This is a genomic window from Parashewanella sp. 2304DJ23-3, assembly GCF_056591695.1.
This window is the reverse complement of sequence record NZ_JBWQOH010000006.1, coordinates 182,721-207,717: the sequence shown is the minus strand read 5'-3', so window position 1 is coordinate 207,717 and position 24,997 is coordinate 182,721. Positions and strand designations below refer to the sequence as shown.

Genomic DNA, 24,997 nt, shown 5'->3' with positions numbered 1-24,997 from the left:
CTTGAAAGAAAATCAAAGTAATAGTTCAGTTGGTTAGATTTTTTACCCAAAGAATACCTGCCTGTAATTAGTGAACCATCACTTTCTGTTTAGAAATATTTAATTTGAATTATTTTGATGATATAAAGCTTTCGTTAATTCATAGGCTGAAATTTCTTGGCAGCCAGAGCGGTTTGTTCCTGACCAAAGTGGTGTGAATTCTTCGTTATTGATAGATTCTGCTTTTTGTCTCAATGGTGCTAATGCATTTGAAGCGTATGGAAAATCAGGGACTTTGTGATTAATAGGACCTAATTTTTTCATAAATGTATTTATCATCCCTCTCGCTAATCGACCTGAAAACAAGTTCGTTAATGTTGTTTCACGTGTTTGATCTTTTAAAGCCTGTCTGTGCAGTTTCGATGTTTTTGCTTCATTACACAGTAAGTAAGTTGTTCCAATTTGTACTGCTAAAGCCCCGAGTTTGAGGTATGTTTGAGTTTGTTTTGAGTCTGTGATTGCACCTGCGGAAATAATGGGCAGGGTTAAATGAGCTAAAAGTTGCTTCGTCAGCTCAGCAGTAGCAATCTGAGTAGTGTGATCTGCGGTTAAAAACATGGCTCTGTGTCCTCCAGCCTCAACCCCTTGTGCTATCACCATGTCAGCTCCATTTTTTTCTAACCACTTTCCTTCTTCTAGTGTTGTGGCTGAGGAGATAATTTTTGTCCCCCAAGATTTAAGTTCAGCCAAAAGAGATTGAGGTGGAAGTCCAAAATGAAAACTTAAAATAGGTGGTTTAAACGGCCTTAATAGTTCAAGTGTTTTTTCATCAAATGGTCTTCTTAATCCAGAAAATTCTGATGGTGGCTGAATCTCTAGCTTTTCGTAAAACGGTGCCAGAGTTTTTTCCCATTCAGAGATCTGTTTTGGATTTATCTGAGGCATTTCATGGCAGAAGAAATTGAGATTATATGGCTTGTCACTGTGTGACTTAAATGCATTGATTTCTTCAATAATTTTATCAGGAGAGAGCATTCCACAGGGAATTGAACCTAAACCGCCGGCATTTGATACCGCTGATGCGAGTTGCCAATCTTGAACTCCAGCCATCGGCGCTTGGATAATTGGGATATCAATTCCTAGTTCTTCGCATATATTCATCAATTGTCCTTTTTAGTCGTTAGAGACTTACTATAACAGAAACCTCAATTGCCGCATTTAAGGGTAAGCTGTTACAACCAAATACCGTGCGAACATGGCCTGATTGAGTACCCAATATTTTAAATAATAAATCTGATGCACCATCTAGTACAGCGGCATGCTCCGTGAATGAATCTACCGTGTTGAGAAATCCTTCAATTTTAACAATGGATTTAATCGGTTTCCCTAATAAGGCTGAATCAATCTGGCTTAGTATGTTTAATGCGCACAGCTCAGCGGCCTTTTTACCTTCCTCAACGGATACATCTTTTCCTATCTTTCCAGAAAACTTTAATTCGCCATTAAATAGCGGTAATTGACCTGATACATATAGCTTTTTATCTGCTATGAATGCTGCTTGATAGTTGCCTACAGGAGTGGGGGCTTTGGGTAATTCATACCCTTTTTTTTGAGCTAGCTGTTGAATAGTAATCATGGTTATTTCTCCGAGAAAAAGCTCACACAGACAACAATGAGTGAGAGCTTTTGCTTACGTTGATGATGAATCGATATTGTTTAAAGTGAGTTAGCTGACGTTATGGCTACCTGCGTTAATTCCACCGTCGACAAAATGAGTGTGTCCCGTTACGAAGCGTCCACCAGGACCAGCCAGATGTTGTACCCATGAAAGTATGTCATTCAAGTTACCTAGCTTACGAAGTGGATGTAAATTTGATAAACTTCTTAACGTGTCTTTATCCATTAAGTCGTCATATAAAGACGTTTCTATAACGCCTGGTGCGATGGTATTTACTCGAATATTGTCTTTAGCAAACTCAATTGCTAAGTGACGAGTTAATGTATGCATACCACCTTTTGTTACTTGTGATGCTGAAGTTGGTGTTGCTTCTAATGGGTTTTCTACCCACATAGAACCAATGTTAATTATGCTTCCGCCGCCTTGTTTCTGCATTGCAGGAATTACCGCTTGTGATGCAAAGAAACTGCCTTTAAGGGTGACTTTGTAATAAAGGTCTAGGCTTTCTTCGGTTTCTTCAAGGAATGGTTTAGGTACAAACAAGCCTGCGTTGTTAACGAGGATATCTATTGAACCGAAAGCTTCTAATGCGGTATCTGCTAAAGACTTACCTGTAGACGGGTTACCTATATCTCCAGCGACACCTCTGATGCGATCTTTAAATTCACTGTTTTCAGCTGTGAAACTTTCAATCTCTTCTGTTTTGAGTGCGTTAATAACGACATTTGCCCCATCAACTAAGAACTTCTCAGCCATTGCTTTACCCATGCCAGATGCGGCGCCTGTGATGATGATTGTTTTATCTGTGAACATGATATTACCTTTTAAGTTCGGTTCGTGATTGAATCTGGGGATGATATTAATTAGAATTTTTCAATAGAAATAACTGATAATTTTAATACTAAATATAGGCAGGCTCTATATGGATTTGCAGCAGATAAAATACTTCCTTGCGATAGTGGATAACGGCACTTTTCTTGCCGCATCACAACAAGTGTTTGTTAGTCAGCCAACACTTTCAGCCGGAATCAGAAAGTTAGAAGAGTCTTTAGATGTTAAGTTATTTCAGAGGGGGAGTCGTCTTGCAACCTTAACGCCAGCAGGTGAAAAGTTTTTAAAGCCGGCAAGACAAGCATACAACCAATTATTAAGGGCAAAGTCCCAGTTATCTTCAGCACCAGAGAAAATAATTGTAGGCGTTGCTAAAAACATACAGTTGGATTATGTGGCTCAAATCGTTCGAACTTATCGACTGTCTTTTCCATATATGATGATTGAATTTGTGATTGATTATCATGATGAGTTAGTGAGAAAACTCAAGGCAAAAAGTATCGATGTGATCATCACCAGGAGCAAAAGTAAGGAAGAAGAGTTCACGCCTATCATTAAAGAAAAACTTTGTATTGCTGTGAATAATCAACACCCGTTCGCAAGAAAAAAAAGTTTGAGCCTATCTGTCTTAAATGGCGAGCCTTTTATTGAAAGGTTAACCTGCAGTTTTTGGAATATCATCAATGACGAGTTTAAATCGCAAGATCTGAAGCCAAAGGTAGTGATGCGCGCCGAGAGTGATGAATTTGTGTTATCTCTGGTAGCCGAAGGGCTTGGCTCTTCAATTATCACCCATAGAGAAACACCCTATAATGTAAAGCTCATACCAATCGAATCAATAGAGCTAGGCAGCCATATCGGCGTTTATCATGATTCTCAAAACAGCCCTGAGCATGTAATGGATTTTTGTAATGCCATTTTTGTTCATTTTAACGCTTAATTAGATATCACATTATACTCATAATGCCGTGAATCTTTCACAGCTACTATAGAGTTTTGCTATACCAATAATTAACAATATCAATTATTTCTCTTCTGAGTTTCTTAAAAATCAAAGGCTTACCATGTTTTGGGTGATGAAGGTAAAGTCGTCGGCATTATTATGCGAACTCATGTATTAAAAGCGTTAACTTGTGCTTATGAGGCCTGTTCAATTTAACTTTTTAATACCAAGCCTGGGTGTTTCTCGGTTAGCCAAATAATAAAGTTGGCAAACTCGGCATTTGCCCAAGCAAAATTCTCTCTTGTTATATCTTGATAGTTTGATGATGAGTAACTCTCATAGATTAAACCATTTTTTTGCGATGAATTAATGAGTGCGGCGAGTAAGTGCTTTATTTCGTTTTCGTCAGTACTGCTTTCAGCTTGACTGATTAATGATAATGGCCAGATTCTGTTTCTACCTGTATGAGGACTGCCGACTCCACCTTGGATTGAGCTGCTTCCGTCAAAAAAGTAGGGATTAGTCGATGAATCTAATATTTGTTTTCGTGTTTGCAGGTAAATATTGGCGTCATACAAATTTGGGGCAATAACAGGCAATGAGAGTAGGGAAGGAATATTACCATCGTCCATAAACTTTCTATTGCCAAAACCATCTAACTCGTATGAATATCTAGTGTTTGTACCGGTACCTTCAGTGGAATTAACTTTAAGCGATTGTACTATTTTGTCTGATAGCCCTATTAATTTAGGGGAAACTTGATTATCAATGTTTGGGATTGTGCTGTATTGAGTAGCAAGACGTTTTAATTCACTGGCAATCATGAAATTAACTGGAACATTAAAGGGGAGTGAAGCCGCGTCGTCACTCGGTCTAAATAAAGTTCTTATTAATCCGGTTGTTTTACTCGGTTTTCCTATGCCATCTTCAAGAGTATTCAATTCGTCCGCGTCTGGCCTAGAGAAGTAATAGTAATATTGATTAATCGGATTTGTGAGATTATCAAAATCGCCTGTCCATGCATTGAGTACATCAATGATGACGTTGTCAGCCAATTGCCAGTTCTTCTCAATGTCGTCAGATAGTTGTTGTTTTTGTTGTGTACTTGCATTTTCTAGGATGACTCTTTGAAGCTTTAAGACTGAAGCCAAAGAGTCTGGCTCAAACTTACGCTCGAAGACAGGAGGTTGCATCGCTGCTTGATGGTATTGCTTATAGGTTTGATCATCATTATGTGATGACTTAGTACCATTAGGGACAATAAACGCATTAGCAAAGCTGTCTTTTAAAACGAATTCAGCTTGAGAATTTGCGAGACCTACCAATAGTTTAAATAATCGATCATCTTTTGAGATTAAGAATGCATAAGGTGTAAGTTGATTGGAGCTGTCTCTGAGCCACATTGCCTGTAAATCGGCGCCAGTTACTACGTAGGTTCTTAGGGAGCTTATGTCAGTTGAAGTATCAACGTTTTGTTGGAATACGGTGTTATCGAGTGAGTAAGGAAATGTGTGTGTAAATATGGATGATAATTCTGGAGAGTTAAACTTTTGTTGTTGTGCTTTTATGTAACCCTCAACAGCTTCTGATTTGAATTTAGGGGTTGCTGGTCTTTGATACGGTGTATCAGCCTTTGCTGCCAAACATATTAGAAGTAGAGTCAAAAGCAGTGTTGCACGTGATAAAACCTTTTTTACCATTGAGTTAATGAATTAGTGAACGTTGTTCTTATTATTGACTTATTTAATCTATGAGAATAGGTGTAGTGTAAAATATGAACTAATCTTAACCTTTTATTAATGACGACTTAATCAACGGCAAGTAAATTTTCAATTCACTATCACGGCTTTCTATACTAGTTTTACTGATACAAAGTAAATCAGTTCTTTTTTAGGGAGACTCTAATGACAAAAATTTTGCAGTCTAAAATATTACAGTCCTTATTGCTTTTTATTGTTGCAACATCAACGGTAAATGCAAAAGGGCTTAATGCACAAGTTGAAGCACAAATGTCTAATTTAAAAAAGACATATTTATACCTCCATCAACACCCTGAACTTTCCTATCACGAAAAAAATACAGGAAAGTATATCGCTAAAAGACTGAATGAGATGGGTTTTGATGTGACTAGCCCAATTGGTGGTTATGGTGTGGTTGGGCTATTAAAAAATGGCGATGGGCCAACAGTGATGTACCGTACAGATACTGATGCCTTACCGGTCGTTGAAGAAACAGGGGTGTCCTATGCCTCAAAGGTTACCACTTTAGATAAAAGTGGTAATAAAGTCGGGGTTATGCATGCTTGTGGGCATGATATACATATGACTACTTTTTTAGGGACAGCTCACTATCTTGTGAATAATAAAGATAAATGGAGTGGAACATTAATGATGGTGGCTCAACCCGCAGAGGAAGTTGGTGGAGGAGCTAAGGCATTGCTTAATCAGGGATTATTTAAGCACGTCGCTTTACCTGACCATATTGTTGCGTTTCATACTCATGCCAATTTACCTGCAGGGAAAGTTGGAATTGCTCCTGGCTACATTATGGCGAATGTTGATTCTGTTGATATTGAAGTAAAAGGGATCAGTGGACATGGCGCTTACCCAAATAAAACCGTAGATCCTATTGTTTTAGCTTCACGAATTGTTCTCGCTCTCCAGACGATAACAAGCAGAGAAATTTCTCCAATTGATCCGAGTGTCGTAACCGTTGGTGCGATACAGGGTGGCTCTAAACGAAGCGTAATAGGAAATAAAGTAGTATTAAAGTTAACGGTAAGATCCTATAAGCCAGAAGTAAGAAAGCATCAAATTGAAGCGATTAAACGAATTTCTAAAGGAATAGCATTAAGTGCAGGTTTAAAAGGGGACTTGCTTCCTAACATTATTGTTTACAAAAATGAAACTGCGCCAGCATTATATAATGATCCTAAACAGACGGCTGAAATAAAAGCGAGTCTGATTAATGTGCTTGGTAAGCGAAATGTCATAAAAACTGAGCCATCGATGGTTGGGGAGGATTTTGCTCGATATGGTCGTACACCAGATAAAAGGCCGATCACTATGATTTGGCTAGGTGGTGTGAAACCAGGCATTTATCAAGAAAGCCTAAAAAGCGGCGTGATATTGCCCACATTGCACTCTGCCAAATTTGCTCCAGATTATCCCTTAGCAATTAAAACAGGCGTGAATGCAATGTCTCAAGTATTGGTCGACTTATTTAATAGAAAGGATTGACAGTTCAACTACTGAAGCCAACTACAAAATTGTTGGCTTTCCCTTCATCATTTTTAAACCCTCTCTTTTTATGCAGTCAACGAGAGGGTTTTCTATCATATCTTTACGCCAAATAAACGAAAGCGTTCTCACTAAATTAAGCTCAGGTACGTTTAGTGCAACCAATTGACCGTTTTCAATGTACTTTTCAACATCCAAATAAGGTAAACAACTCAGATATTGTCCACGTTCGACCATACTTCTGATCACAGGTACATGTTCGTACTCCTTCCAAACATTGATATTTTCTAATAAATGAAGAATAGAACTGTCAAATGTTTTACGGGTACCGCTACCGTGTTCTCTCAACACCCACTTTGCTTGTTCAAGCTGTGTGATAGATACACTCTCTTGTTTAGCAAAAGGGTGGTGTGCGGCTGCGACAACAATTAGATGATCTCTGCACCAGATCTCTTGCTTTATTCGATTATCATCGCAACGTCCTTCAATAATGCCAAGGTCATATTGAAAATCTAAAACACTTTCTACAACTGAGTCCGTACTCCTCACTTGTAATCCTATTCGCAATTCTGGGAACGAGTTATCTATCATACTGATGAGTTCAGGCACTAAGTGTTCTGCGGGTGTTTGACTTGCGCAAATGTTCACTTGTCCGCACAGTAAATGCTGATCTTGAAAACCAAGCTCTATTTGCTGCGCATCTTGCAATAAGCGTTTAGCTTTTGGTCTCAGCCATATGCCCCAGTGTGTTAATGCCATGAGTTTTCCTTGGCGTTCAAACAAAGGTTGGCCCAACATTTTTTCTAACTGTGAAAGAGACATGCTTGCTGCCGATTGAGTCAGTGCTAATTTATCTGCAGCTAAACTTACATTACCTAAATCGGCTACGGCATTAAAAACAGCAAGTTGTTTGAGGGAGTAGCGCATTAAGTTTATTTTTTCTCATTGCTTATCTTTAGGGGCATTCTCCGCTTTCCTGTTTCTTAATTCAAAATCACTATCAATATTTTTGATGTGGATTGTAAAAAATATCAATTTCACAGATTGATTTCGATATTTCATGATGTTTCTGCAACGTACTGTTTTGTTGCGATTTAGGAGAAATCATGAAAATAGAAAATGGGAGTGAAAATGTCTCAAGTTATATCGAGTCATAACTTTTTAACTCCTGCGCAAATGATGAAAGAAGCAGAGCAATTCGCTTATAGTAAAGTGATAAAACGTAGTTCAACGGCCTTTGCATTAGCCATTATGGCAGGTGTTTTTATAGGTCTAGCTTTTATGTTTTATATCACGGTTACTACGGGAAATTCAGAGCCAGACTGGGGGCTCGATCGCTTAGTGGGTGGCTTAGTTTTTAGTATGGGGCTGATTCTAACCGTCATTTGTGGAGGAGAACTCTTTACCAGCTCAGTGCTTTCAAGTATTGCGTGGGCAAATAAAAAGACGACGTTTCATAAAATGTTTTCCTATTGGGGCAGGGTGTATTTAGGCAACTTTTTAGGCTCTTTGCTCTTGGTTGCTCTGGTATTCAGTGCAAGTTTGTATCAGATGGATCATGGCAATTGGGGGCTTAATGTTTTAACCATTACGAAGCATAAGCTTGAGCATTCAGTATTCGAAGCATTCGCTTTGGGTGTTTTGTGCAATATTTTGGTGTGTTTGGCGGTTTGGCTGACATTCTGTAGTAAAAATGCGCTCACTAAAGCAATGATGATGATATTGCCTGTGGCTATGTTTGTAGCCAGCGGTTTTGAACATTGCGTTGCAAACATGTTCATGATCCCGCTTGGGATTTTTATAAAGAACTTCGCTACAGACAGTTTTTGGTATGGATTAAACCTTCAACCAGAGCAATTTGACCATCTAACTATCTACAACTTTTTCATTGCAAATTTAATTCCCGTTACATTTGGGAATATCGTTGGCGGCTCACTCATTGTCGGTTTAGGCAATTGGTCGATATATCGAAATGAGCCATCACAGCTCAAGCCTGTTGCCTTAACTTCAACACATTTATCACTTTCATTGAGTACTAAAAATATTATGAACACTAAACTATTGATTAAAGAAATTATGAACACTAAGCCGTTACTACTCACAAAAGAAATGTCAGTAGTTGAAGCTGTTGATATTTTGCTTACTGAAAACAGTGACGCCGCAGTGGTTTGCGATGAACACGGTAATTTAGCAGGCATTTTTTCTGTTCATGATGTAATGGTAGATCTGTGGTGTGAGGATTATATTCCTGCCAGAGAAAAGAAAGTGGCTGAGTTAATGTCGACAAATTTAATTACGGTAAGCGCAAACGATAAAATGGTCGATGCAGTTGAGTTTATGTGTATTGATAAGGCAAGTTTATATCCGGTAAGTCCCGTTGGTATTGCTACGAATTTCACTATGGCTTCAGTTGGAGAAAGAGCTAAAGCGATGAAAGTACATCAGCCTAGGTTATTACCAGTTTTGGAGAATGGAAAATTAGTGGGCGTAATTAACAGAAGTATCGTGTTGGCATGCTTACGTGAAATCTATGGTCATAAGCCTGAGAACCAAGAGGTGGGTGACATTAAACATTCAGCTTAAATATTAAATAACTGGCTCATGAGGAAAGACTCGTGAGCCAGTCTTATTCGTTTAACCCAACCAGTTTTTATTAAGCGTTTTATCTGCTAAATGCAATGAGACCGTATCAGGCTTAGCTGCTTTAATCTCAAGCTTTCCTGTCATCAATTCGTCTCTTCTAAACCAATGTAGCGGGATTGATTGCCCAACAGTAAATAGTTGGAGCTGCTTTTCGAAATCAAGGGGTGTTTGTAAGTTATCAATAGCAATAAGTTTATCTCCAGCACTCAAACCTGCTTTGTGAGCTGCGCTATTTTCTAATACGGCCAGAATCGATACACCAATATCAGCGGCTTTATATTTTGCGCCAAAATCTATGGTATTGCCTGTAATTTTCCCGCCGCCAGTATCACTTGAACCATTATTACTTCTTAGCTCAAACTGAACGCCAAACTCTTTCAACAAAGATTCAACTGGAATATCGTCGGTTTTATCGAGGTAAGCGAAAAGATCATCACACTTTCGGCTCAGCATTTTTTCAACAATTTGCTGGTGGCTATTTTCAAGAGTGCCAATTCCTTTGCTACCAAAGTCTTGCCAGAGTGCTTGCATAACATCGTTTATCGAATGTTGATTCGTCGTCTCTTTACGAATGGTTAAATCTAAATATAAAGCAAATATGGCCCCTTTGGTGTAATAGCTTACAATCGCATTCGCTGCATTTTCATCTTGTTTATAGAACTTAGTCCATGCATTGAAACTAGAGTCTCTCAGGGTTTGTTTGAAACGACCTGTGCCTCGGTACACACGAGTGAAAGTTTCACTTAATGCTTTTAAATAATTTTCTTTTGAAACGGTACCGGATAAATACGTGATCAAATCGTCATAATATGAAGTAATACCTTCATATGCCCAAAGTTGCTTAGTGTAGCTCTCTTGATCAAGTTGATAAGGTGTAAACTCGAATGGTTTAATGCGCTTCACGTTCCAGTTGTGGAAGTATTCGTGGCTACATAGGGATAAATAGGTTTGATAACTTTTGGTCATCTCTTGCATTCCAACAGTCGGTAAATCACTGCGTGAACAGACAAGTGCGGTAGAAGCTCTGTGCTCTAAACCACCAAAACCGTCACCAAGTACAGTGGTTAAGAATAAATAACGATCAAAAATTTTATCGTTATTGAATAAATTTAATTGATACTCACAAATCTTCTTAAGATCGGTGCTCAGTCTGTCTAAATCGCAATAATGCTTTCCTGTCAGGACGATATCGTGAGGGATGCCATTTGCCTCAAATGTGTGAGAAGTGAAGTTCCCCATTTCTACTGGATGATCAATCAATTCGTCATAACTTTCTGCGGAAAAAGAACCAAACTCAAAATGTTGACCTGATGTTCTAGTCATTGCTGTTGCGAGTCGCCAGTTTTTTAATTCACTGTCTGCAGGTTTATTAATCGTTACTGTGTGATGGCTATTTTCATAATCTTTAACGGCAAGAAAAATACTGCTACCGTTAAAAAATCCATGAGTCGTATCAAGGTGAGCACTTCTGACGCTTAAATCCCATGCATAAACTTGATAACTGATCGTGATTTGCTCTGCATCCTGTTCAATTATCCAAGTTTGCTTGTCGGTTTGCCTCATCTCAATTTGTTGATTATGTGCATCAATACAATTGATACCAATAATATTTCTACAAAAATCACGTACCATGTAACTTCCTGGTAACCAGCTAGGCAGCCAAAAAGCTTGTCCTTTTTTTACTGAATCCAAGGTCATTTCAACAGAAAATAAATGCGCTTTAGGATCAGATGGCGTTATTTGATAATGGATCATGATTTTGCTCGTATTGTTTTGTGATAAGAGAATTATATCCTTAATTTCTTCGCTCTGTTGCTGTAATTATCAACAAGCATATATGGTGGTATGACTTGTTTTGAGCGATAATGAATAACAATTCTTATTTCTCTCACTGGAACCCTACACCATGGCAGAAGAAACTATATTCAGTAAGATTATTCGACGTGAGATTCCATCCGACATTGTTTATCAAGATGATTTAGTGACCGCATTTCGAGATATCACACCGAAAGCACCAACTCATGTTTTGATTATTCCGAACCATTTGATCCCTACGATTAATGACATTACTGAAGCGGATGAAGCTGCTTTAGGACGAATGATGTCAGTTGCGGCTAAGATTGCAAAAGAAGAAGGCATTGATGAAGACGGTTACCGGGTAATTATGAATTGTAATGAACATGGTGGCCAAGAGGTTTTCCATATTCACATGCATCTGGTTGGTGGTCGCAAATTAGGGCCTATGTTGGCTAAATAACTTAGGTTAGTTAAGAAAAATAATGAATATAAAAACACCTGTCAGCCCTGAATTTTTTCCGTTGACTGATCTTGCAAAACGTTTTGTTAATCAATTGACTCAATGTCGCCGACTCAATATCTCGGTTCATGAAGCGAGCGAACATCACGTTCTCATGGAGCTTCCTTATAGTGAGAAGCATATTGGTTATCCTGAAACTGGCGTCATTCACGGTGGTGTGATTACTACATTGATGGATACAGCGTGTGGTTGTGCCACTATTTGTGCGATAAAAGAAAAGTTTGATTCTTTAGAGATTTCTCCAACATTGGATTTACGCGTTGACTACATGAAGTCAGCTAAGCCTGGTCAGTCTGTGTTTGTTTTGGCTGAATGCTACCGACTAACGTCGAGCATTGCATTTACTCGCGCTATTGCTTATCAAGACAGTATTGATAACCCAATTGCACATGCTGTTGGTTCTTTTATGCGCATCAGCCCTGAGATGATCGGTGAAGAATTCAGATTGGCATTACTCGGCGAGGGTGAAGGGCCTAAGTTTAAAAAGCTTAATCCTGAAAACGCACAAGAAGACAGTACAGAAGCCTCGGTAACGATTGAACCTCTAGACGTAAAAAGTATGGTTCAAAAAGCTTCAGAAACGAACGATTATAGTCATATTCTAGTGCATGTTCCTTATGCTAAGCATATCGGTATGGAAGTGGCTCGTTTTGGTTATGAGCTTGTATTTCGCTTACCTGCGAACGATACCAATATTGGCAATCCTGTATTACCGGCGATTCACGGAGGTGTGATTGCTGGTTTTATGGAAATGTCTGCGATTGTGCAATTGATGGTATTTATGCATACCGAAAAAGTACCTAAAATTGTCGACTTTTCAATTGATTACTTACGTGCTGGTTATCACAAAGATACTTTTGTCGAATGTCAGATCACTCGTCAGGGCAGGCGCGTAGCTAACGTCAATATCAGTTGCTGGCAGAGTAGCCGTAAGCAGCTCATTGCCACGGCGAGAGCCCATTTCCTTATCGAATAAGCGATATGAATTGCGCACGTTCTTTGGTGCGCAATTCTTTCACACTAAAACATGCCTTATGATTCACTTTGTATTACAGTTACAGAGGAACTTTTTTAATTCTTCAGTATCCTATCGATAAAGGATTAGGAGCAAGTTATGAAAAAAATGATATGTGCGTTAGGTGCTTTAGCCACTGTTTCAATTCTCTCTGCATGTGCACCAAACACGAGTGGAGTGAGATTGAACTCTGACGGAGAATATAAGGTTGATAATTCATTTGTTGGTGGTGATGTGACCGTCACAAATAATGTGATTCGTCAAATTGGTGGTTTATTGCAAGGTGCTGCAAAGATTGTCAGTCACTCCTCAAAAGATCAAACAATGGAATATCGTTTTACTTGGTTTGATAATCAAGGGGTTGCCGTTGATAGTGACGCTCAAAGTTGGCAACCTGTTCAAATTCATGGTAAGCAAAGTGTTCAAGTAGTATCGGTGGCTCCTAACTCGAACGCAGTTCGTTTTCAAGTATATGTTAGAAGAGTACATTAATTAAGTTTAACTGCCATTGTTTAATGCTTAAGAGTTATATTAACTCCGTTCGTTATTATTTAGGTTTCTAATTTATGTCCTTTGAAAGATCTGCAGAGCAAGAACTTGTAGAGTTATCCAATCGTTTCTTTGAATACCATTGTCAAAAAAAAACTGATGAAATAATGGCGTTGTTTTCTCAAGATGGAGATATTCATTTTTGGGGAACCGGAATTGATGAGGAAGGCACCGGAATTGATGATTTAAGGCTGCAGTTTGAGCGAGATTTCAAAGAAGTTGAAACTTTGAGAATTACGCCTGAAACTACAAAAGTATTCGCTACACCACTTTCAGGAATTGTTACAGGAAACTGGATTACGAGATATTTACTGAAAGGCCAAACAGAATATGATGAGCTAAACCTCAGGGCGACACTTTACGCCGATGTTGTTGATGGTGAATGGCGTTTTCGTCATGCTCATTGGTCAATCGCTTACGGTTCTCAGCCTGAGGGACGCTCATTCCCTGAGCACGATGAAATGACTATAACCATTGAGTAAGTGGGGATTCCCCGCTTATATCAACACTTCTGTTAAGACTCTTTGTAGGTTTTTCCCCATGATTTTGTCTCTGTCTGATGCCGAAAAGCCTGCTTTTGTTAATTCATGATCAATTCTTTCCATCCTATGAATAGAGTTAAATTCAGGAATGACGACATGCTCTGGCTCAACATCAAAACCAAGCACGTTTTTTGCTCTTAAACTGTGCCACCAATCCAAATACTGCTTCACACCTTCTTTATTATTATTGTGTAACTTAAGAAGGTTCTTTTGCCCTTTTAGCGGGTAGTCGTTAGCAATGGTTGCAGCATTAATACCGCCTACTTTGACAACATGTTTAATCTGATTAATGTAATCTGTAGGAGTAGGTGTTTTATTATTGGTTAGCCAGAAACTCATCATAAATACACCAAAGGTACCACCTGTATCTGCAATGGCTTTTATCACTTCGTCAGGAGAGCATCGTGCGTTATTTACAATCGCTCTACAGGCACCATGGCTTTGTATGATAGGTGACTTTGATAATTGAGCGGCATCAAGAGCTGACTGAGGACTCGAGTGACTAACATCGATGAGTACATTTTTATGGTTAAGCTGGTGGATAAGTTTTGTACCATTCGATGTCAGTGGCTTATTGAGAGTGTGGTTATTGGCATTATCTAAAGCACCACCAGAGAATTCGTTTCCGTAGTGATGCGTGAGTTGCAATACCCTTAATCCATGGTCGTACAAATTATCAAGTTGTTGCCATGATTGAGTGAGCGTTTTTGCTTCAACGCAGTCGGCTCCTTGAATCTGAAAAAATACCGCAGTTTTATGGTCGAGAAATGCTTTTTGAATGTCTTTGCCCTTCAAACCAGTAATGAGTTCATTTGAATGGTCTAAAACACGTTTTTGAGCAGCGATGATACTTTTAATGCACGCTTTGTAAGTTCGCTTATAGTTTGTGGTTCCATCAGGTTGTTTTATCGCTTCAATATCTGAGATATCACAAATATAAGCATCGATTTCTGATTTCTTTAGGTCATTTAAATCATCAGGTAAGAAGCAGAGTCCATCCATGTATAGCGGCTTACTTGAGATTATGGGTTTGGCAAACGATCTAAAAGCGGGTAGGGCCGCAACGGCAGCAGTCGATTTGATAAAGTTTCTTCTACTTAAACGATAAGAATTCATAAGCTTGAACCTAGATGGACTAAGGACAATAACAGTACCGCTTTTTATAGATAAAATGAATATGGGTGCACTAATTTTTAAGTGGTGTCGCTTTGTGACTGATTACAGGTATTTCCAGTGCACGAGCCGCTGAAACTTCCTGTTGGCCAATTAATCCACCTCCGATTTGGATAATTTGATCGCTATTGTCAATCATGGCTTGTGAAGTTGGAAACAGGGTATTGGTTTTAGGGTTTATTCCCCCCCAGCTGGAGTCTTTAATATAGAAAATGTAATCAACACATTTAGATAAATTCACACCTTCAGCAGATTCAGCTTGTGAAGATACAATCCCCATTGTTTTAAAACCTTTATCTTTAGCAAGGCTGTACAAAGCGCCAATGCCATCGGCTGTTGCACCTATATTGACAATAGTGTCTGAGGGGGAAAAGGTTTTAAGTTCTCTTCTGGCAATTTTGAACAGACGAAATTCATCTTTGTAGCCTTTACCAGAAAAACCGATAAAGGTAACGACGTTGGGTTTTGACGAAAATTGATTACTATCAATTAGGAATTGAGAAACAGTTTGTGAAGATGCGTCTTTAAATAATTGCATATTTGATGAGCATTCAGAGGCTATACTGAGCTGGCAGCTCATCAAAAAAGAAAAGAGAAAAGCAGAAGTAAATTTAATAAATTTCATTAGGAATTCCTCTAATAATATTGCAGTTTTAAAAATGTTGATATCGTACCTATTTTTTTCTATCAGTTTACTTGCGGGTTCTATCTGTCATAAGTTAATTGCAATTGTACGCTTCAATTGCTTTTATAATTTTTCCTGGAAGAGGGGTTGGCTTACCTGATTTATAGTCAATAAATACAATAATGGACTCTCCTACTGTGCAGGTTCTATTTTGAGCTTCACTCTGTACAGCATAATTCATTGTAAATCGGTCACTTTCAATTTCTGATACAGTTATTTCAATGGTTAATTTATCAGGGAAAGTTACAGGTCGAATGTACTTTGCATAACAATCTTTTAAAACGGGCCCCATTACTTTATCTTCCCAAAGTTGCCAAATGCCTACTACCTCAAAAAATTTAATTCTTGCTGTTTCAAAGTGCCTGAAGTAAACGGCGTTGTTTAGGTGATTAAGGGCGTCTAGTTCACCCCAAGCAATTTCTATGTTGGTTGAGAACGTTTTATGCATTGTACATCTCCCGTTTTTTATTGAATGGAACTTAAGCTCAAACGTAAACTTTGCTTTCTCACCATACAATAATAGATTGATATCTCATTAATCTAATTTATTCACTAACTTTTGCTAAGTATTTCTTAAGTTTTGTCGATATAATTGTTATAGCTAAATTAACCAGTTTAGGGCACTTATATACGCAGAAAAATGATTATCCGACGGTTCGAATCACAGTAGATAATTGTTTTAGCGAATGAATAGATGTTTAGAATAACTTTGCGATTGACAGGGTTATTTTGGTTAGAGCTCATGTAGTCATAAAATAAATATAATAGGAGCAAGGAACCAATGACGAGAGTCCTTGATAGCGTTGATCAACGCACTAAATTAGTAGGGAAAAACCGCTTAGAGCTACTACTCTTCAAAATTAATGCAACTCAACTATTTGCAATCAATGTATTCAAAGTAAAAGAGGTCGTTAAGCTTCCTCATTTGAATGTGATGCCGGGCAGTCATCCGCATATCTCAGGTGTTGCGAATATTCGAGGTGTTTCTATTCCTGTTATTGATCTTAGAAAAGCGATTGGGTTTTCTCATTTTCCGGCAGATGAACACGCTAATCTCATCATCACTGAATATAACCGTAGTGTACAAGGTTTTTTGGTAGGTAAAGTTGAACATATTATCAATATGACATGGAGCGATGTGCTTCCTCCGCCTAAAACAGTCGGCAAAAATACTTATCTCACTGCAATTACCCGAATTGAGCATGAAGGTGTGAATAAGCTTGTTTCTATCATTGATGTTGAAAAAGTATTAGCCGAGATAATTGCATATGACGTGCGCTTATCTGATGGTGTACTTGACGAAACCTTGTTAGCCGAAATGATAGGTAAAAAAATGCTGGTGGTTGATGACTCGATAACGGCTAGAAAGCAAGTTGTCGATACATTGAGCCCTCTCGGAATTGAAGTGATCGAAGCTACTGATGGTTTACAAGCACTGAATCATTTGAAAAGCATATCCAGACAAGGTATTTCAGTCGCAGACGAATTCTTGCTGATGATCACAGATGCAGAAATGCCTGAAATGGACGGGTATAAGTTAGCTCATGAAGTACGTTCTGACAGTGATATGTCCGATCTTCACATTGTGTTGAATACATCATTGAGCGGTAACTTTAACCATGCAATGGCTGAAAAAGTAGGGATGGATAAGTTTATTTCTAAATTCCAACCGGACGTACTCGTTGAAACTGTGCAAGAGAGATTAAGAGAAGTGCTGGTCAACTAACTTTTATGAAAAAGGGAAACACCAGTGTTTCCCTCAGTTTTTAGCTTAAGTGTTAAGGTTACTCTTCTGTTTCAACTTCCGCTAACTTTTTTGCAAGCTCGATTGGGTCAATCTCTTCACAGTCAGAATCGAGAATCCAATTAATGCCTACCATCACCCCGTCTTCATTTAAGTCATCAACCCAAAATTCCATAAACTCTTTTAGAGTAATCACTTGTGGCTGGTAATCTTCCCATTCTTCAACGCAGTGTTTTTTTGCTTCTTCTTCAGAAGACCAAACAGGTAAAGTGTCAGTTTCTTCAAATTGAGCAGAATCACAAACTACCCAGTCTTCACCACTTTTATCAGCTAATCCCCAGAATTGCTGAGTTTCTGCAACTTGTGCCACAAAAGTGGTCAGCGTTGGTGTGATTTCTGTCATAATGTACTCTCTTTATTAATTTCTGGTGCATAGTATACAAGCTATATACAGTGTGACTAGTTTTTAGAAATGGTTTCAGTGCATTATTTTCCCAAGGAGTGAATTGTTAATGAAGCAATTTGGATGGTTAGGGCTTGTTCTTTCCGGCGTTAGTTTTTTTTCACAGGCCGCTAACAGTGATTTTCAAACCTGTCTTACACGCTTAAAATCAACAGCATTATCTAATGGTATAACTCAAGCCACAATAACGGATACATTAGATAGGGTTAAACCAAGAAAACAGGTGATTAAAGCTGATAAGAATCAGCCCGAATTCACCAGCACTTTTCAGCATTATTTTGATAAAAGAGTAACGGCTTGGCGAGTATCAAAAGGCCGTGAAATGATGAAAGAGCATCATGAGCTATTAGTAAAGCTTACTAATAAATACGGTGTACCTGGTCAATACATTGTCGCCTTTTGGGGATTAGAAACGAACTATGGTGGTTATAAAGGCAACCTGCCTGTTATTGACTCATTAACGACGTTAGCGTGTAAACCTCGTCGAGCGAAATTTTTCACACAAGAATTAATGACGGCACTCAAACTGAAACAGAAGAATGGTTTTAGTTATGATCAAATGCGAGGTTCATGGGCGGGTGCAATGGGGCATACTCAGTTTATGCCAAGCACATTTGCTCGATATGCCGTGGATGCTGATGCTGACGGCAAAGCGGATTTATGGAACAGTGAAGTAGATGCTTTGACTTCAGCAGCTAATTTTTTAATGCATTTAGGTTGGAAGAGAGAACAACGCTGGGGAAGAGAAGTTCAATTACCCACACAGTTTGATTACACGCCGATAGCTGAAAAACAAAAAAAATTACTGTCTGAATGGCGATCGCTTGGGATACAAAAGGCTGACGGTAAGGCATTGCCAGTTGTGAATGGTATGAAGGCAGTTTTATATTTACCTTCAGGTCACAAAGGTCCTGCATTTTTAGGCTATGACAACTTTAATGTGATAATGAAGTGGAACAGAAGTGAATTCTATGCCATTTCTGTCGGTCACCTTGCTGATCGAATTGCAGGAGCTGGAAGGCTTATCAATCAACCTTTAAAAATCCCTAAATTTAAAAGACAAAACATTAAAGCTATGCAGAAAAAGCTGCTTGATTTAGGCTATAAAGTTGGTAAACCAGATGGTATTATCGGGCGGAATACGGTTAAAGCATTACAGCAATACCAAAAGAAACAAGGCATTCTTGCTGACGGGTTTCCTAGTAAAATAACATTCATAAAAATGGGAATTAAGGACTGATTATGGCACAGCTGACTCTGGATGAGTTAAGTTTCGAGCAAAAGCAACGATTAGCATTTATTGATTTTAGCTTGCAGTATTTTGGGCAGATATCAGTACAAGATTTGATTAAAAAGTTTGCGGCTGGTTTGGCAGTATCTAATCAAGATTTTCATATTTATCGTTGTTTAGCATCAGAAAACTTTCAACACAATCAAGAGGCTCAGCTGTACCACCGATTACCCAGTTTTAAACCGGTATTCCCACATGATGTGGAGTCTGTTTTACACGGTTTAGCCAATGGATTTGGTGATGGTCTTTCCCAGCCTGTTGATCCAAGCCAAATTTGCTTTGATGCAATAAAGCTCATTCATCCAGATACAAATATAATTGCAACAATTATGCGTGCAATTCAGCATAAACATGCCGTGAAAATTCAATACGTTTCAACGTCGTCTGGTGAGTCTGAAAGAGAGTTTGTGCCTCATGCTTTGATTAATAATGGTCAACGCTGGCAAATGCGTGGGTTTGATAGAGTGAACAACCGGTTTGCTGATTTTGTTGTTACCCGTATTAAACAGATTAATGGCTCTGACTCAGATGTTTATATTCAAGAAATGGCTGAGTCTGATAAGCATTGGCAAGACGTCGTAGAGCTTTTTTTAATGCCACATCCAGCTTTAAAGCATCCAGAAGCCATTGAGTTAGATTTTCAAATGCAACAAGGTGAATTAGTGATTCAATGTCGTGCAGCCCTAGCAAGTTATCTACTGAGACAGTGGAGTGTTGATTGTTCGCATAATCATCAATTTACAAACGGTGTGTGCCAACTCGCTTTAAAAAATCATGACGTGCTCGAGCAACTTGAAAATACAACGATTGTTCCAGGGGCTCACTAATCCCGAGGTTGTGATAAACTCCGCTGCAAATTTTATAAAAGAGCTTGAAAATGACAATTACTAAAGACAAAGTTGTGCAGTTTAATTACACCTTAAAAGATGAGAAAGGTGAAGTTTTAGAGTCTAATGTTGGTCAAGATCCAATCGCTTATCTTCATGGTCATAGTAATATGATGATTGGTGTTGAAAAAGCGATGGAAGGGAAAGGTGCTGGAGAATCACTCTCTGCAACTTTGCCTGCTGCAGAGACTTATGGTGAGAAGATTGAAGGCGCTGAGCAGCGTGTGCCTGTTAAACATCTAATGGGTGCAACAAAAGTTTGGAAATCTGGCATGACAGCCACAGTCAATACTGATCAAGGCCAACGCCTAGTAACTATTCTTAAAGTCGGTAAATTTATGGCGACGATTGACACGAATCATCCTCTCTCTGGTCGTGAATTAACTTTTGAAATTGAAATCAAAGATGTGCGTGATGCAACACATGAAGAAGTGGCGCATGGACATGCTCATGGCGTGGGTGGTCATCACCATTAATTAAGATTATGGGGCTATTGAACAATTCAAGATGAGTATTTTACTGAGTTGTTTTGTGGCCTCTTTTTAGGTTGAGTAAGATTAAATGTGCTCAACTCAAAAAGACTTAAATTTTGTTAAGTACATCTTCAAATATACTAAATTAATGATTTACAAAAAAGCATTTTAACCTTTTCTATTTGTCATTTAATACTTTGTTTAAATTTCTTCATGATTGCAGATCATTTAAGGTCTGTTTAACTCAAGTTTTCTTCTATCTTCTTCATGACATATCAGATTTGCGGCCTCTTGATCGAGTATTTTCAGCGAGTACACTAATGCTGTGTTATTAAGACTATCTTTTACCTCTAGGTCAACTTTACTGCGTAACAAGCTAGTAAGATATTCGCCGTCCTTTTGTTCGATAGCTTGGTGAAGAGCTGGTAATCCTGATTTGTCTAATAGAGCTTGGTTGGCTTTGTGAGTCAATAACAAGTCTACCATTTGTCTACGTTTATGTTTTACCGCAATCATAAAGGCTGTTTGTTCATTTTTACCAAATTGTTCATTAATGTTTGCACCGGTGTGAATAAGCAGTTCAGCGATTTGAATGTCTTGGTTATGTTTTACTGCAACACTGAGGAGTGAGCTCTGTAAGGTTGGTGCCGCTCTTGAAATGCTGAATCGAGGAGAGTCGAGCATCGTCGAAACAGCGGCTTTATTTCCTAGTTTTATTGCATAATGCAATGGAGATTGAGACTCGTTATCACAAACGAGGTCAACATAGGCTCCCAATGAAACTAACTCTGAAATAACGCCAAGTTGGTTATTTTCTATTGCTATGTGGAGTGCACTTTTACCGCCTTCATTTCTACTTGTTAAACTAGCTCCGGCATTAACTAATAACCTCACAATGTTGCGATCACCATGCTCAGCAGCATAAGCCAGAAGATTTGATCTACTTCCCTCTAGTGGTTTGTCTAGATCATAAACATTTCCTTTAAGTAAAACTTCCACAATTTCATGTGAATGGTTTTTAACGGCTAATTGAAGAGGCGTTAGCCCATTAATTAAAAAACGGTTCACTGAAGTATATTTACAACATACCATTGCAACTAACGATGGTTCACCAGATTCAACTGCAAGGTGCAGTGGCGATGTGCCATACTTTCTGTCAACTTTGCAGTTGCTCGCTCCATTGTTTATCAGAGTGTGGACTAGAGCATATGCTTTTTCTTTAATCGCAAGGTGAAGTAAAGTTGTTTCTCCGTTGAATATCATTGCTTTTATATCGATTTTGTATTTTTCCGAGGTACTTGCTATCGATGCTTCAATAAGAACGTTTGCTATATCGTAAAGTTTATTTCTCAAAGCAAGTTGTAAGGGCGTTTCACCCTTGTTATTTTTCCAATTATGAAAGCTAGTGGAGCGGCTAAGCATCAATTTAACAATCTCAGAACTACCAGATTCTACTGCAAGGTGTAATGGAGTTATGGCGTCTTTATCATACTTAAAAGAGTAGGCGTTTAATTTAATTAATGTATGCACAGCAGCTAAATTTTTCGCCCTGAAGGCTATGTGTAATAGCGTCTCTTTAGTCGGTTCTGGTGCTGAGTTAACATCGACTTGACCCGTTAAAAGCTCATCGAGTAGAAAATTAAAATTATTTCTAATCACAAATGATACGTCGTTGAATGTTATTTCTTTAACGAGAATATTTGGTTTGCAGCCAACGTCATGTAATGCGCAAAGCATATTAGAGTTGCGATTTATCAGAGCTAAGTGCATGAGACTGTACTTATCGTCAACTTTTTTTGATGTTAACTCGCAAGTAGAAAAAGTTTTTAAAAGGCATGAAAAGAGATGATCTTGTCCATTTTTCATGCATAAGATGAGCAAGTCAAATCTTTGTGGTGTAGGTAACGCAGCAATGCTACCAGCAATATAAGTATAGTTATTCGTATCAAAGTTAATTACTAAGGCTAAGAGATCATCATTGATATTTGAAATGAGAAGTTTATATACTTCTTCAGGTGAAAAAGTCGCTAACACAGTAGAAAGTAATTCTTCATTTTTATTGTCGAAACTATGTTTAAGGAGTAAACACCTTTCCTTGAACTCGAGAGCTGCGATACTTTCAGACTCAATAGACGTTGGTTTCGATGGCTTTAGTAGAGGATCATCTGCAGCATAATTTAACCAGTCTAAGCCAGAATTTTTGGAGACGACGGCTTCAGGTGCTTTTGTACGCGGCCTTTTTAGATTTACTTGCTGGTGACGCTGGCTTACAACTGAAGCTTTTTCATCACTCTTCATCTTGAACCCTTCAAGTTCAGAGGCTGAAGAATATAGAGTTTTACTCTGTTGTTTCTGTTCTTGTCTTCCAATTTCTTGGGATGGTTCAATCGGTGTACTTTTGATAAAGCAACGCAACTGAGGTAGTGATGTTTCTACTAGGCTACAAGTAAATGAATCTAACTCAACTTCGTGTATCCCTCTTCTGCCTTGAGAAGCAAAAAAATCAACCGCTTCCTTTTGAGGAGACCTCGCTTGAAATTTAGTGTGAGTTTCTGCTTTGTCGCTGGTAATGGTTAACGCAGAGCTAACTTCTAAACTGGATTCATCAGTTTTGTTTTGAGTTGAAAGGTACTCTTTCAGTTCAATATAATGTGAATTGTTATCTACAGCCATATTTGTAAACGTTATGACATATTTTATATTGACAATATCATCCCAAACTTGTTGTTTCAGTGAAATATTCTTAACTTCACAAACATCAAAACTTTATTTATTTGGTCATTGTTGACCTCTTTAAAATTTAAAGTCACATAGATTCTGCTTTATCTATTTTTACTTTTTCACGGAGTGTTGATTTTTTGTGATAAAATGCGCGGCTTTTAGGGAGTTGTAAAAGGGACATATAATGAATACAACAAAAAAATTCTCAGCCTCAATCATTCTTAAGGCGCTGCCAGTTTTAATTATTATTATCGCTATTTTCCAATCGTTCTATACCGTTAGTGAAGGTCACGTTGGTGTAGTTAAGCGTTTTGGTGAAGCTAAGCATCAAGAAAATCCAGGACTTCATTTTAAAATTCCATTTATTGAAACTGTGGAGTTTATTGAAGTTCGAACTCGTAAAAATGCTGAAAGAATGGCATCAAGTACTAAAGAACAGATGCCAGTGACGATTGAAGTTTCAGTCAACTGGACCGTCAATAAAGATGCTGCGCTTGATCTATTTAAAAAATATGGTGGATTAAGTCAATTCGAGCAAAGAATTCTTGATCCTAGATTTAGAAGTGCAGCAAAGGATACCATTCCTCAGTTTGAAGCTGAGCAATTGATCCAAGATAGAGCTAGTGCTATTCAGGGCATCGAAAGAAGGCTTACTGAAGAGATGGCCGGATTCCCTGTGGTTGTAGATAACATCCAGATTGAAAACATTGTATTACCAAAAAAATACATCAATTCCATCGAAATCAAGCAAACTGAAAAGAACCTTGCAGCAGCAGAAGAGCATAAACTTGAACGTCAACGTTTAGAGGCTCTTCGTGCGGTAAACACTGCGGACGCAAAAGCAAAAGGTATTCTAAAGGTCGCAGAGGCTGAAGCTCAATCTATCTTGTTAAAAGGTAGAGCAGAAGCAAAAGCAATTGAAGCAAAGGCCAAAGCACTTAAAAATAATCCATTGATTGTTAAGCTAACAGAAGCCCAAGCTTGGGATGGAAAGTTGCCTTCAACAATGTTAGGCGACGGTGCAATGCCAATCATGGATATGCGCAGTTTAGAAGCTAAAAAATAGTATCAATAAAACCAATTAAGAAGTAGGGCAGTTCAATGGCATTAACTCCAGAACAAGCAATTATTGTTGAACCAAGTGTAAAAGCGGAAGCGTGCGTGATTTGGCTTCATGGTTTAGGAGATTCAGGTGCAGGGTTTGCGCCTGTGGTACCTATGTTAGGTTTACCTCAAGATCATAATGTGCGATTTGTTTTTCCGCATGCTCCTGAGCAACCCGTTACCATCAACGGTGGTGCGGTAATGAGATCTTGGTATGACATAAAAAGTATGAACTTACTTGACCGTGCTGACATGTCTGGAGTTCAAGAGTCTGAAGCTAAAGTAAAATTGATTCTTGAAGATCAAATTGAAAGTGGTATTCCGGCTGACAGAATCGTTCTTGCTGGTTTTAGCCAAGGTGGTGTTTTGAGCTTATATACAGGCTTACGCTATCCAGAAAAATTGGCTGGTATTATGGCGCTTTCTTGCTATTTACCTCAGGGAGATACTCTGCCTGACGGGTTGAGTGACGCAAACCAACACACTTCAGTATTACAGCATCATGGAGAGCAAGACCCTGTTGTTCCTATTTCCGCTGGTAAGATGGCTAATCAAGCGTTACTTAATTCTGGATACGATACTCAATGGAAGAGCTTTCCAATGCCTCATTCAGTTTTGCCTCAACAACTAGCTGAAATTGGTCAATGGTTAAGCAAACAGCTTCTGTAGTGACTTTTAAATAGACACTTTTAGTTTGACCTTTGTTCTCTAAATGAAACA

The 24,997-nt window shown here is 38.5% G+C and carries 24 protein-coding genes; 13 read left to right on the top strand and 11 right to left on the bottom strand.

Annotated elements, in window-relative coordinates:
- Positions 1 to 99: 99 nt before the first annotated feature.
- The 3 genes from AC1EU2_RS13220 to AC1EU2_RS13210 all read right to left on the bottom strand — a co-directional run bounded on the left by AC1EU2_RS13220 (position 100) and on the right by AC1EU2_RS13210 (position 2,470).
- Positions 100 to 1,140 (bottom strand): NAD(P)H-dependent flavin oxidoreductase, encoded by a 1,041-nt coding sequence (locus AC1EU2_RS13220; protein WP_480298747.1) that lies wholly within the window; start codon positions 1,138 to 1,140, stop codon positions 100 to 102.
- A 19-nt stretch (positions 1,141 to 1,159) separates the two neighbouring features.
- A complete protein-coding gene (locus AC1EU2_RS13215) occupies positions 1,160 to 1,615 on the bottom strand; it encodes a RidA family protein (RefSeq protein WP_480298746.1) in 456 nt (151 codons plus the stop codon).
- 90 nt (positions 1,616 to 1,705) lie between these two features.
- Entirely contained in the window at positions 1,706 to 2,470 is a 765-nt protein-coding gene (locus AC1EU2_RS13210; protein WP_480298745.1) for an SDR family NAD(P)-dependent oxidoreductase, read from the bottom strand.
- A 109-nt stretch (positions 2,471 to 2,579) separates the two neighbouring features.
- Between AC1EU2_RS13210 and AC1EU2_RS13205 the strand changes: the two genes are divergently transcribed.
- Positions 2,580 to 3,428: a LysR family transcriptional regulator gene (locus tag AC1EU2_RS13205; protein WP_480298744.1), complete on the top strand. Its 849-nt coding sequence runs from the start codon at positions 2,580 to 2,582 to the stop codon at positions 3,426 to 3,428.
- A gap of 215 nt (positions 3,429 to 3,643) precedes the next feature.
- Here the strand turns inward: AC1EU2_RS13205 and AC1EU2_RS13200 are convergent, their stop codons facing one another.
- Positions 3,644 to 5,131 (bottom strand): glycoside hydrolase family 125 protein, encoded by a 1,488-nt coding sequence (locus AC1EU2_RS13200; protein WP_480298743.1) that lies wholly within the window; start codon positions 5,129 to 5,131, stop codon positions 3,644 to 3,646.
- 204 nt (positions 5,132 to 5,335) lie between these two features.
- Here AC1EU2_RS13200 and AC1EU2_RS13195 point away from each other — a divergent pair, with 204 nt between their 5' ends.
- The gene (locus AC1EU2_RS13195) at positions 5,336 to 6,670 is read left to right on the top strand and encodes a M20 metallopeptidase family protein (RefSeq protein ID WP_480298742.1); all 1,335 of its coding nucleotides are present in this window, start codon (positions 5,336 to 5,338) and stop codon (positions 6,668 to 6,670) included.
- A 21-nt stretch (positions 6,671 to 6,691) separates the two neighbouring features.
- On the opposite strand, the gene AC1EU2_RS13190 is transcribed toward AC1EU2_RS13195, so the two are convergent.
- A complete protein-coding gene (locus AC1EU2_RS13190; RefSeq protein WP_480298741.1) occupies positions 6,692 to 7,597 on the bottom strand; it encodes a LysR substrate-binding domain-containing protein in 906 nt (301 codons plus the stop codon).
- Positions 7,598 to 7,801: 204 nt separating this feature from the next.
- On the opposite strand from AC1EU2_RS13190, the gene focA reads away from it, so the two are divergent.
- Positions 7,802 to 9,253, top strand: coding sequence for a formate transporter FocA (gene focA, locus AC1EU2_RS13185; RefSeq protein ID WP_480298740.1), 1,452 nt, complete (start codon positions 7,802 to 7,804; stop codon positions 9,251 to 9,253).
- A gap of 51 nt (positions 9,254 to 9,304) precedes the next feature.
- Here focA and AC1EU2_RS13180 read toward each other — a convergent pair whose 3' ends face one another.
- On the bottom strand, positions 9,305 to 11,068 hold the full coding sequence (locus tag AC1EU2_RS13180; protein ID WP_480298739.1) for a M61 family metallopeptidase: 1,764 nt from the start codon (positions 11,066 to 11,068) through the stop codon (positions 9,305 to 9,307).
- A 151-nt stretch (positions 11,069 to 11,219) separates the two neighbouring features.
- Here AC1EU2_RS13180 and hinT point away from each other — a divergent pair, with 151 nt between their 5' ends.
- The 4 genes from hinT to AC1EU2_RS13160 all read left to right on the top strand — a co-directional run bounded on the left by hinT (position 11,220) and on the right by AC1EU2_RS13160 (position 13,676).
- The gene (hinT, locus tag AC1EU2_RS13175) at positions 11,220 to 11,570 is read left to right on the top strand and encodes a purine nucleoside phosphoramidase (protein WP_480298738.1); all 351 of its coding nucleotides are present in this window, start codon (positions 11,220 to 11,222) and stop codon (positions 11,568 to 11,570) included.
- A 22-nt stretch (positions 11,571 to 11,592) separates the two neighbouring features.
- Positions 11,593 to 12,606, top strand: a complete 1,014-nt coding sequence (locus AC1EU2_RS13170) for a PaaI family thioesterase (protein WP_480298737.1) — start codon at positions 11,593 to 11,595, stop codon at positions 12,604 to 12,606.
- A 138-nt stretch (positions 12,607 to 12,744) separates the two neighbouring features.
- Positions 12,745 to 13,137 (top strand): YcfL family putative periplasmic lipoprotein, encoded by a 393-nt coding sequence (locus tag AC1EU2_RS13165; protein ID WP_480298736.1) that lies wholly within the window; start codon positions 12,745 to 12,747, stop codon positions 13,135 to 13,137.
- Between the two features lie 74 nt (positions 13,138 to 13,211).
- Positions 13,212 to 13,676: a YybH family protein gene (locus AC1EU2_RS13160; RefSeq protein WP_480298735.1), complete on the top strand. Its 465-nt coding sequence runs from the start codon at positions 13,212 to 13,214 to the stop codon at positions 13,674 to 13,676.
- 15 nt (positions 13,677 to 13,691) lie between these two features.
- Here AC1EU2_RS13160 and AC1EU2_RS13155 read toward each other — a convergent pair whose 3' ends face one another.
- From AC1EU2_RS13155 to AC1EU2_RS13145, 3 genes are all read right to left on the bottom strand, one after another.
- Complete coding sequence (locus tag AC1EU2_RS13155; RefSeq protein ID WP_480298734.1) at positions 13,692 to 14,852, bottom strand: membrane dipeptidase; 1,161 nt, start codon at positions 14,850 to 14,852, stop codon at positions 13,692 to 13,694.
- A 70-nt stretch (positions 14,853 to 14,922) separates the two neighbouring features.
- Positions 14,923 to 15,534: a hypothetical protein gene (locus tag AC1EU2_RS13150; RefSeq protein ID WP_480298733.1), complete on the bottom strand. Its 612-nt coding sequence runs from the start codon at positions 15,532 to 15,534 to the stop codon at positions 14,923 to 14,925.
- A gap of 94 nt (positions 15,535 to 15,628) precedes the next feature.
- On the bottom strand, positions 15,629 to 16,042 hold the full coding sequence (locus tag AC1EU2_RS13145) for an acyl-CoA thioesterase (protein ID WP_480298732.1): 414 nt from the start codon (positions 16,040 to 16,042) through the stop codon (positions 15,629 to 15,631).
- Positions 16,043 to 16,375: 333 nt separating this feature from the next.
- Here AC1EU2_RS13145 and AC1EU2_RS13140 point away from each other — a divergent pair, with 333 nt between their 5' ends.
- Entirely contained in the window at positions 16,376 to 17,320 is a 945-nt protein-coding gene (locus tag AC1EU2_RS13140) for a chemotaxis protein CheV (protein ID WP_480298731.1), read from the top strand.
- Between the two features lie 58 nt (positions 17,321 to 17,378).
- On the opposite strand, the gene AC1EU2_RS13135 is transcribed toward AC1EU2_RS13140, so the two are convergent.
- Entirely contained in the window at positions 17,379 to 17,741 is a 363-nt protein-coding gene (locus tag AC1EU2_RS13135) for a DUF2750 domain-containing protein (protein WP_480298730.1), read from the bottom strand.
- 109 nt (positions 17,742 to 17,850) lie between these two features.
- On the opposite strand from AC1EU2_RS13135, the gene AC1EU2_RS13130 reads away from it, so the two are divergent.
- Genes AC1EU2_RS13130 through AC1EU2_RS13120 form a run of 3 tightly spaced genes read left to right on the top strand, consistent with a single transcriptional unit; the run spans position 17,851 to position 20,455 of the window.
- Positions 17,851 to 19,041 (top strand): lytic murein transglycosylase, encoded by a 1,191-nt coding sequence (locus AC1EU2_RS13130; protein WP_480298729.1) that lies wholly within the window; start codon positions 17,851 to 17,853, stop codon positions 19,039 to 19,041.
- A gap of 2 nt (positions 19,042 to 19,043) precedes the next feature.
- Complete coding sequence (locus tag AC1EU2_RS13125) at positions 19,044 to 19,919, top strand: helix-turn-helix transcriptional regulator (RefSeq protein ID WP_480298728.1); 876 nt, start codon at positions 19,044 to 19,046, stop codon at positions 19,917 to 19,919.
- A 50-nt stretch (positions 19,920 to 19,969) separates the two neighbouring features.
- The gene (locus tag AC1EU2_RS13120; protein WP_480298727.1) at positions 19,970 to 20,455 is read left to right on the top strand and encodes an FKBP-type peptidyl-prolyl cis-trans isomerase; all 486 of its coding nucleotides are present in this window, start codon (positions 19,970 to 19,972) and stop codon (positions 20,453 to 20,455) included.
- Positions 20,456 to 20,680: 225 nt separating this feature from the next.
- Here AC1EU2_RS13120 and AC1EU2_RS13115 read toward each other — a convergent pair whose 3' ends face one another.
- Positions 20,681 to 23,125 carry an ankyrin repeat domain-containing protein gene (locus AC1EU2_RS13115; RefSeq protein ID WP_480298726.1) on the bottom strand — a complete coding sequence of 815 codons (2,445 nt, stop codon included), beginning with the start codon at positions 23,123 to 23,125 and terminating at the stop codon, positions 20,681 to 20,683.
- Between the two features lie 232 nt (positions 23,126 to 23,357).
- On the opposite strand from AC1EU2_RS13115, the gene AC1EU2_RS13110 reads away from it, so the two are divergent.
- Positions 23,358 to 24,239, top strand: coding sequence for a prohibitin family protein (locus tag AC1EU2_RS13110; protein ID WP_480298725.1), 882 nt, complete (start codon positions 23,358 to 23,360; stop codon positions 24,237 to 24,239).
- Between the two features lie 35 nt (positions 24,240 to 24,274).
- Complete coding sequence (locus tag AC1EU2_RS13105; protein WP_480298724.1) at positions 24,275 to 24,946, top strand: alpha/beta hydrolase; 672 nt, start codon at positions 24,275 to 24,277, stop codon at positions 24,944 to 24,946.
- The last annotated feature ends 51 nt before the right edge of the window (positions 24,947 to 24,997 follow it).

Excerpts from the sequence above, each read along its gene's own strand:
- AC1EU2_RS13220 (WP_480298747.1), bottom strand. The coding sequence starts at position 1,140 with ATGAATATATGCGAAGAACTAGGAATTGATATCCCAATTATCCAAGCG.
- AC1EU2_RS13215 (WP_480298746.1), bottom strand. The coding sequence starts at position 1,615 with ATGATTACTATTCAACAGCTAGCTCAAAAAAAAGGGTATGAATTACCC.
- AC1EU2_RS13210 (WP_480298745.1), bottom strand. The coding sequence starts at position 2,470 with ATGTTCACAGATAAAACAATCATCATCACAGGCGCCGCATCTGGCATG.
- AC1EU2_RS13205 (WP_480298744.1), top strand. The coding sequence starts at position 2,580 with ATGGATTTGCAGCAGATAAAATACTTCCTTGCGATAGTGGATAACGGC.
- AC1EU2_RS13200 (WP_480298743.1), bottom strand. The coding sequence starts at position 5,131 with ATGGTAAAAAAGGTTTTATCACGTGCAACACTGCTTTTGACTCTACTT.
- AC1EU2_RS13195 (WP_480298742.1), top strand. The coding sequence starts at position 5,336 with ATGACAAAAATTTTGCAGTCTAAAATATTACAGTCCTTATTGCTTTTT.
- AC1EU2_RS13190 (WP_480298741.1), bottom strand. The coding sequence starts at position 7,597 with ATGCGCTACTCCCTCAAACAACTTGCTGTTTTTAATGCCGTAGCCGAT.
- focA (WP_480298740.1), top strand. The coding sequence starts at position 7,802 with ATGTCTCAAGTTATATCGAGTCATAACTTTTTAACTCCTGCGCAAATG.
- AC1EU2_RS13180 (WP_480298739.1), bottom strand. The coding sequence starts at position 11,068 with ATGATCCATTATCAAATAACGCCATCTGATCCTAAAGCGCATTTATTT.
- hinT (WP_480298738.1), top strand. The coding sequence starts at position 11,220 with ATGGCAGAAGAAACTATATTCAGTAAGATTATTCGACGTGAGATTCCA.
- AC1EU2_RS13170 (WP_480298737.1), top strand. The coding sequence starts at position 11,593 with ATGAATATAAAAACACCTGTCAGCCCTGAATTTTTTCCGTTGACTGAT.
- AC1EU2_RS13165 (WP_480298736.1), top strand. The coding sequence starts at position 12,745 with ATGAAAAAAATGATATGTGCGTTAGGTGCTTTAGCCACTGTTTCAATT.
- AC1EU2_RS13160 (WP_480298735.1), top strand. The coding sequence starts at position 13,212 with ATGTCCTTTGAAAGATCTGCAGAGCAAGAACTTGTAGAGTTATCCAAT.
- AC1EU2_RS13155 (WP_480298734.1), bottom strand. The coding sequence starts at position 14,852 with ATGAATTCTTATCGTTTAAGTAGAAGAAACTTTATCAAATCGACTGCT.
- AC1EU2_RS13150 (WP_480298733.1), bottom strand. The coding sequence starts at position 15,534 with ATGAAATTTATTAAATTTACTTCTGCTTTTCTCTTTTCTTTTTTGATG.
- AC1EU2_RS13145 (WP_480298732.1), bottom strand. The coding sequence starts at position 16,042 with ATGCATAAAACGTTCTCAACCAACATAGAAATTGCTTGGGGTGAACTA.
- AC1EU2_RS13140 (WP_480298731.1), top strand. The coding sequence starts at position 16,376 with ATGACGAGAGTCCTTGATAGCGTTGATCAACGCACTAAATTAGTAGGG.
- AC1EU2_RS13135 (WP_480298730.1), bottom strand. The coding sequence starts at position 17,741 with ATGACAGAAATCACACCAACGCTGACCACTTTTGTGGCACAAGTTGCA.
- AC1EU2_RS13130 (WP_480298729.1), top strand. The coding sequence starts at position 17,851 with ATGAAGCAATTTGGATGGTTAGGGCTTGTTCTTTCCGGCGTTAGTTTT.
- AC1EU2_RS13125 (WP_480298728.1), top strand. The coding sequence starts at position 19,044 with ATGGCACAGCTGACTCTGGATGAGTTAAGTTTCGAGCAAAAGCAACGA.
- AC1EU2_RS13120 (WP_480298727.1), top strand. The coding sequence starts at position 19,970 with ATGACAATTACTAAAGACAAAGTTGTGCAGTTTAATTACACCTTAAAA.
- AC1EU2_RS13115 (WP_480298726.1), bottom strand. The coding sequence starts at position 23,125 with ATGGCTGTAGATAACAATTCACATTATATTGAACTGAAAGAGTACCTT.
- AC1EU2_RS13110 (WP_480298725.1), top strand. The coding sequence starts at position 23,358 with ATGAATACAACAAAAAAATTCTCAGCCTCAATCATTCTTAAGGCGCTG.
- AC1EU2_RS13105 (WP_480298724.1), top strand. The coding sequence starts at position 24,275 with ATGGCATTAACTCCAGAACAAGCAATTATTGTTGAACCAAGTGTAAAA.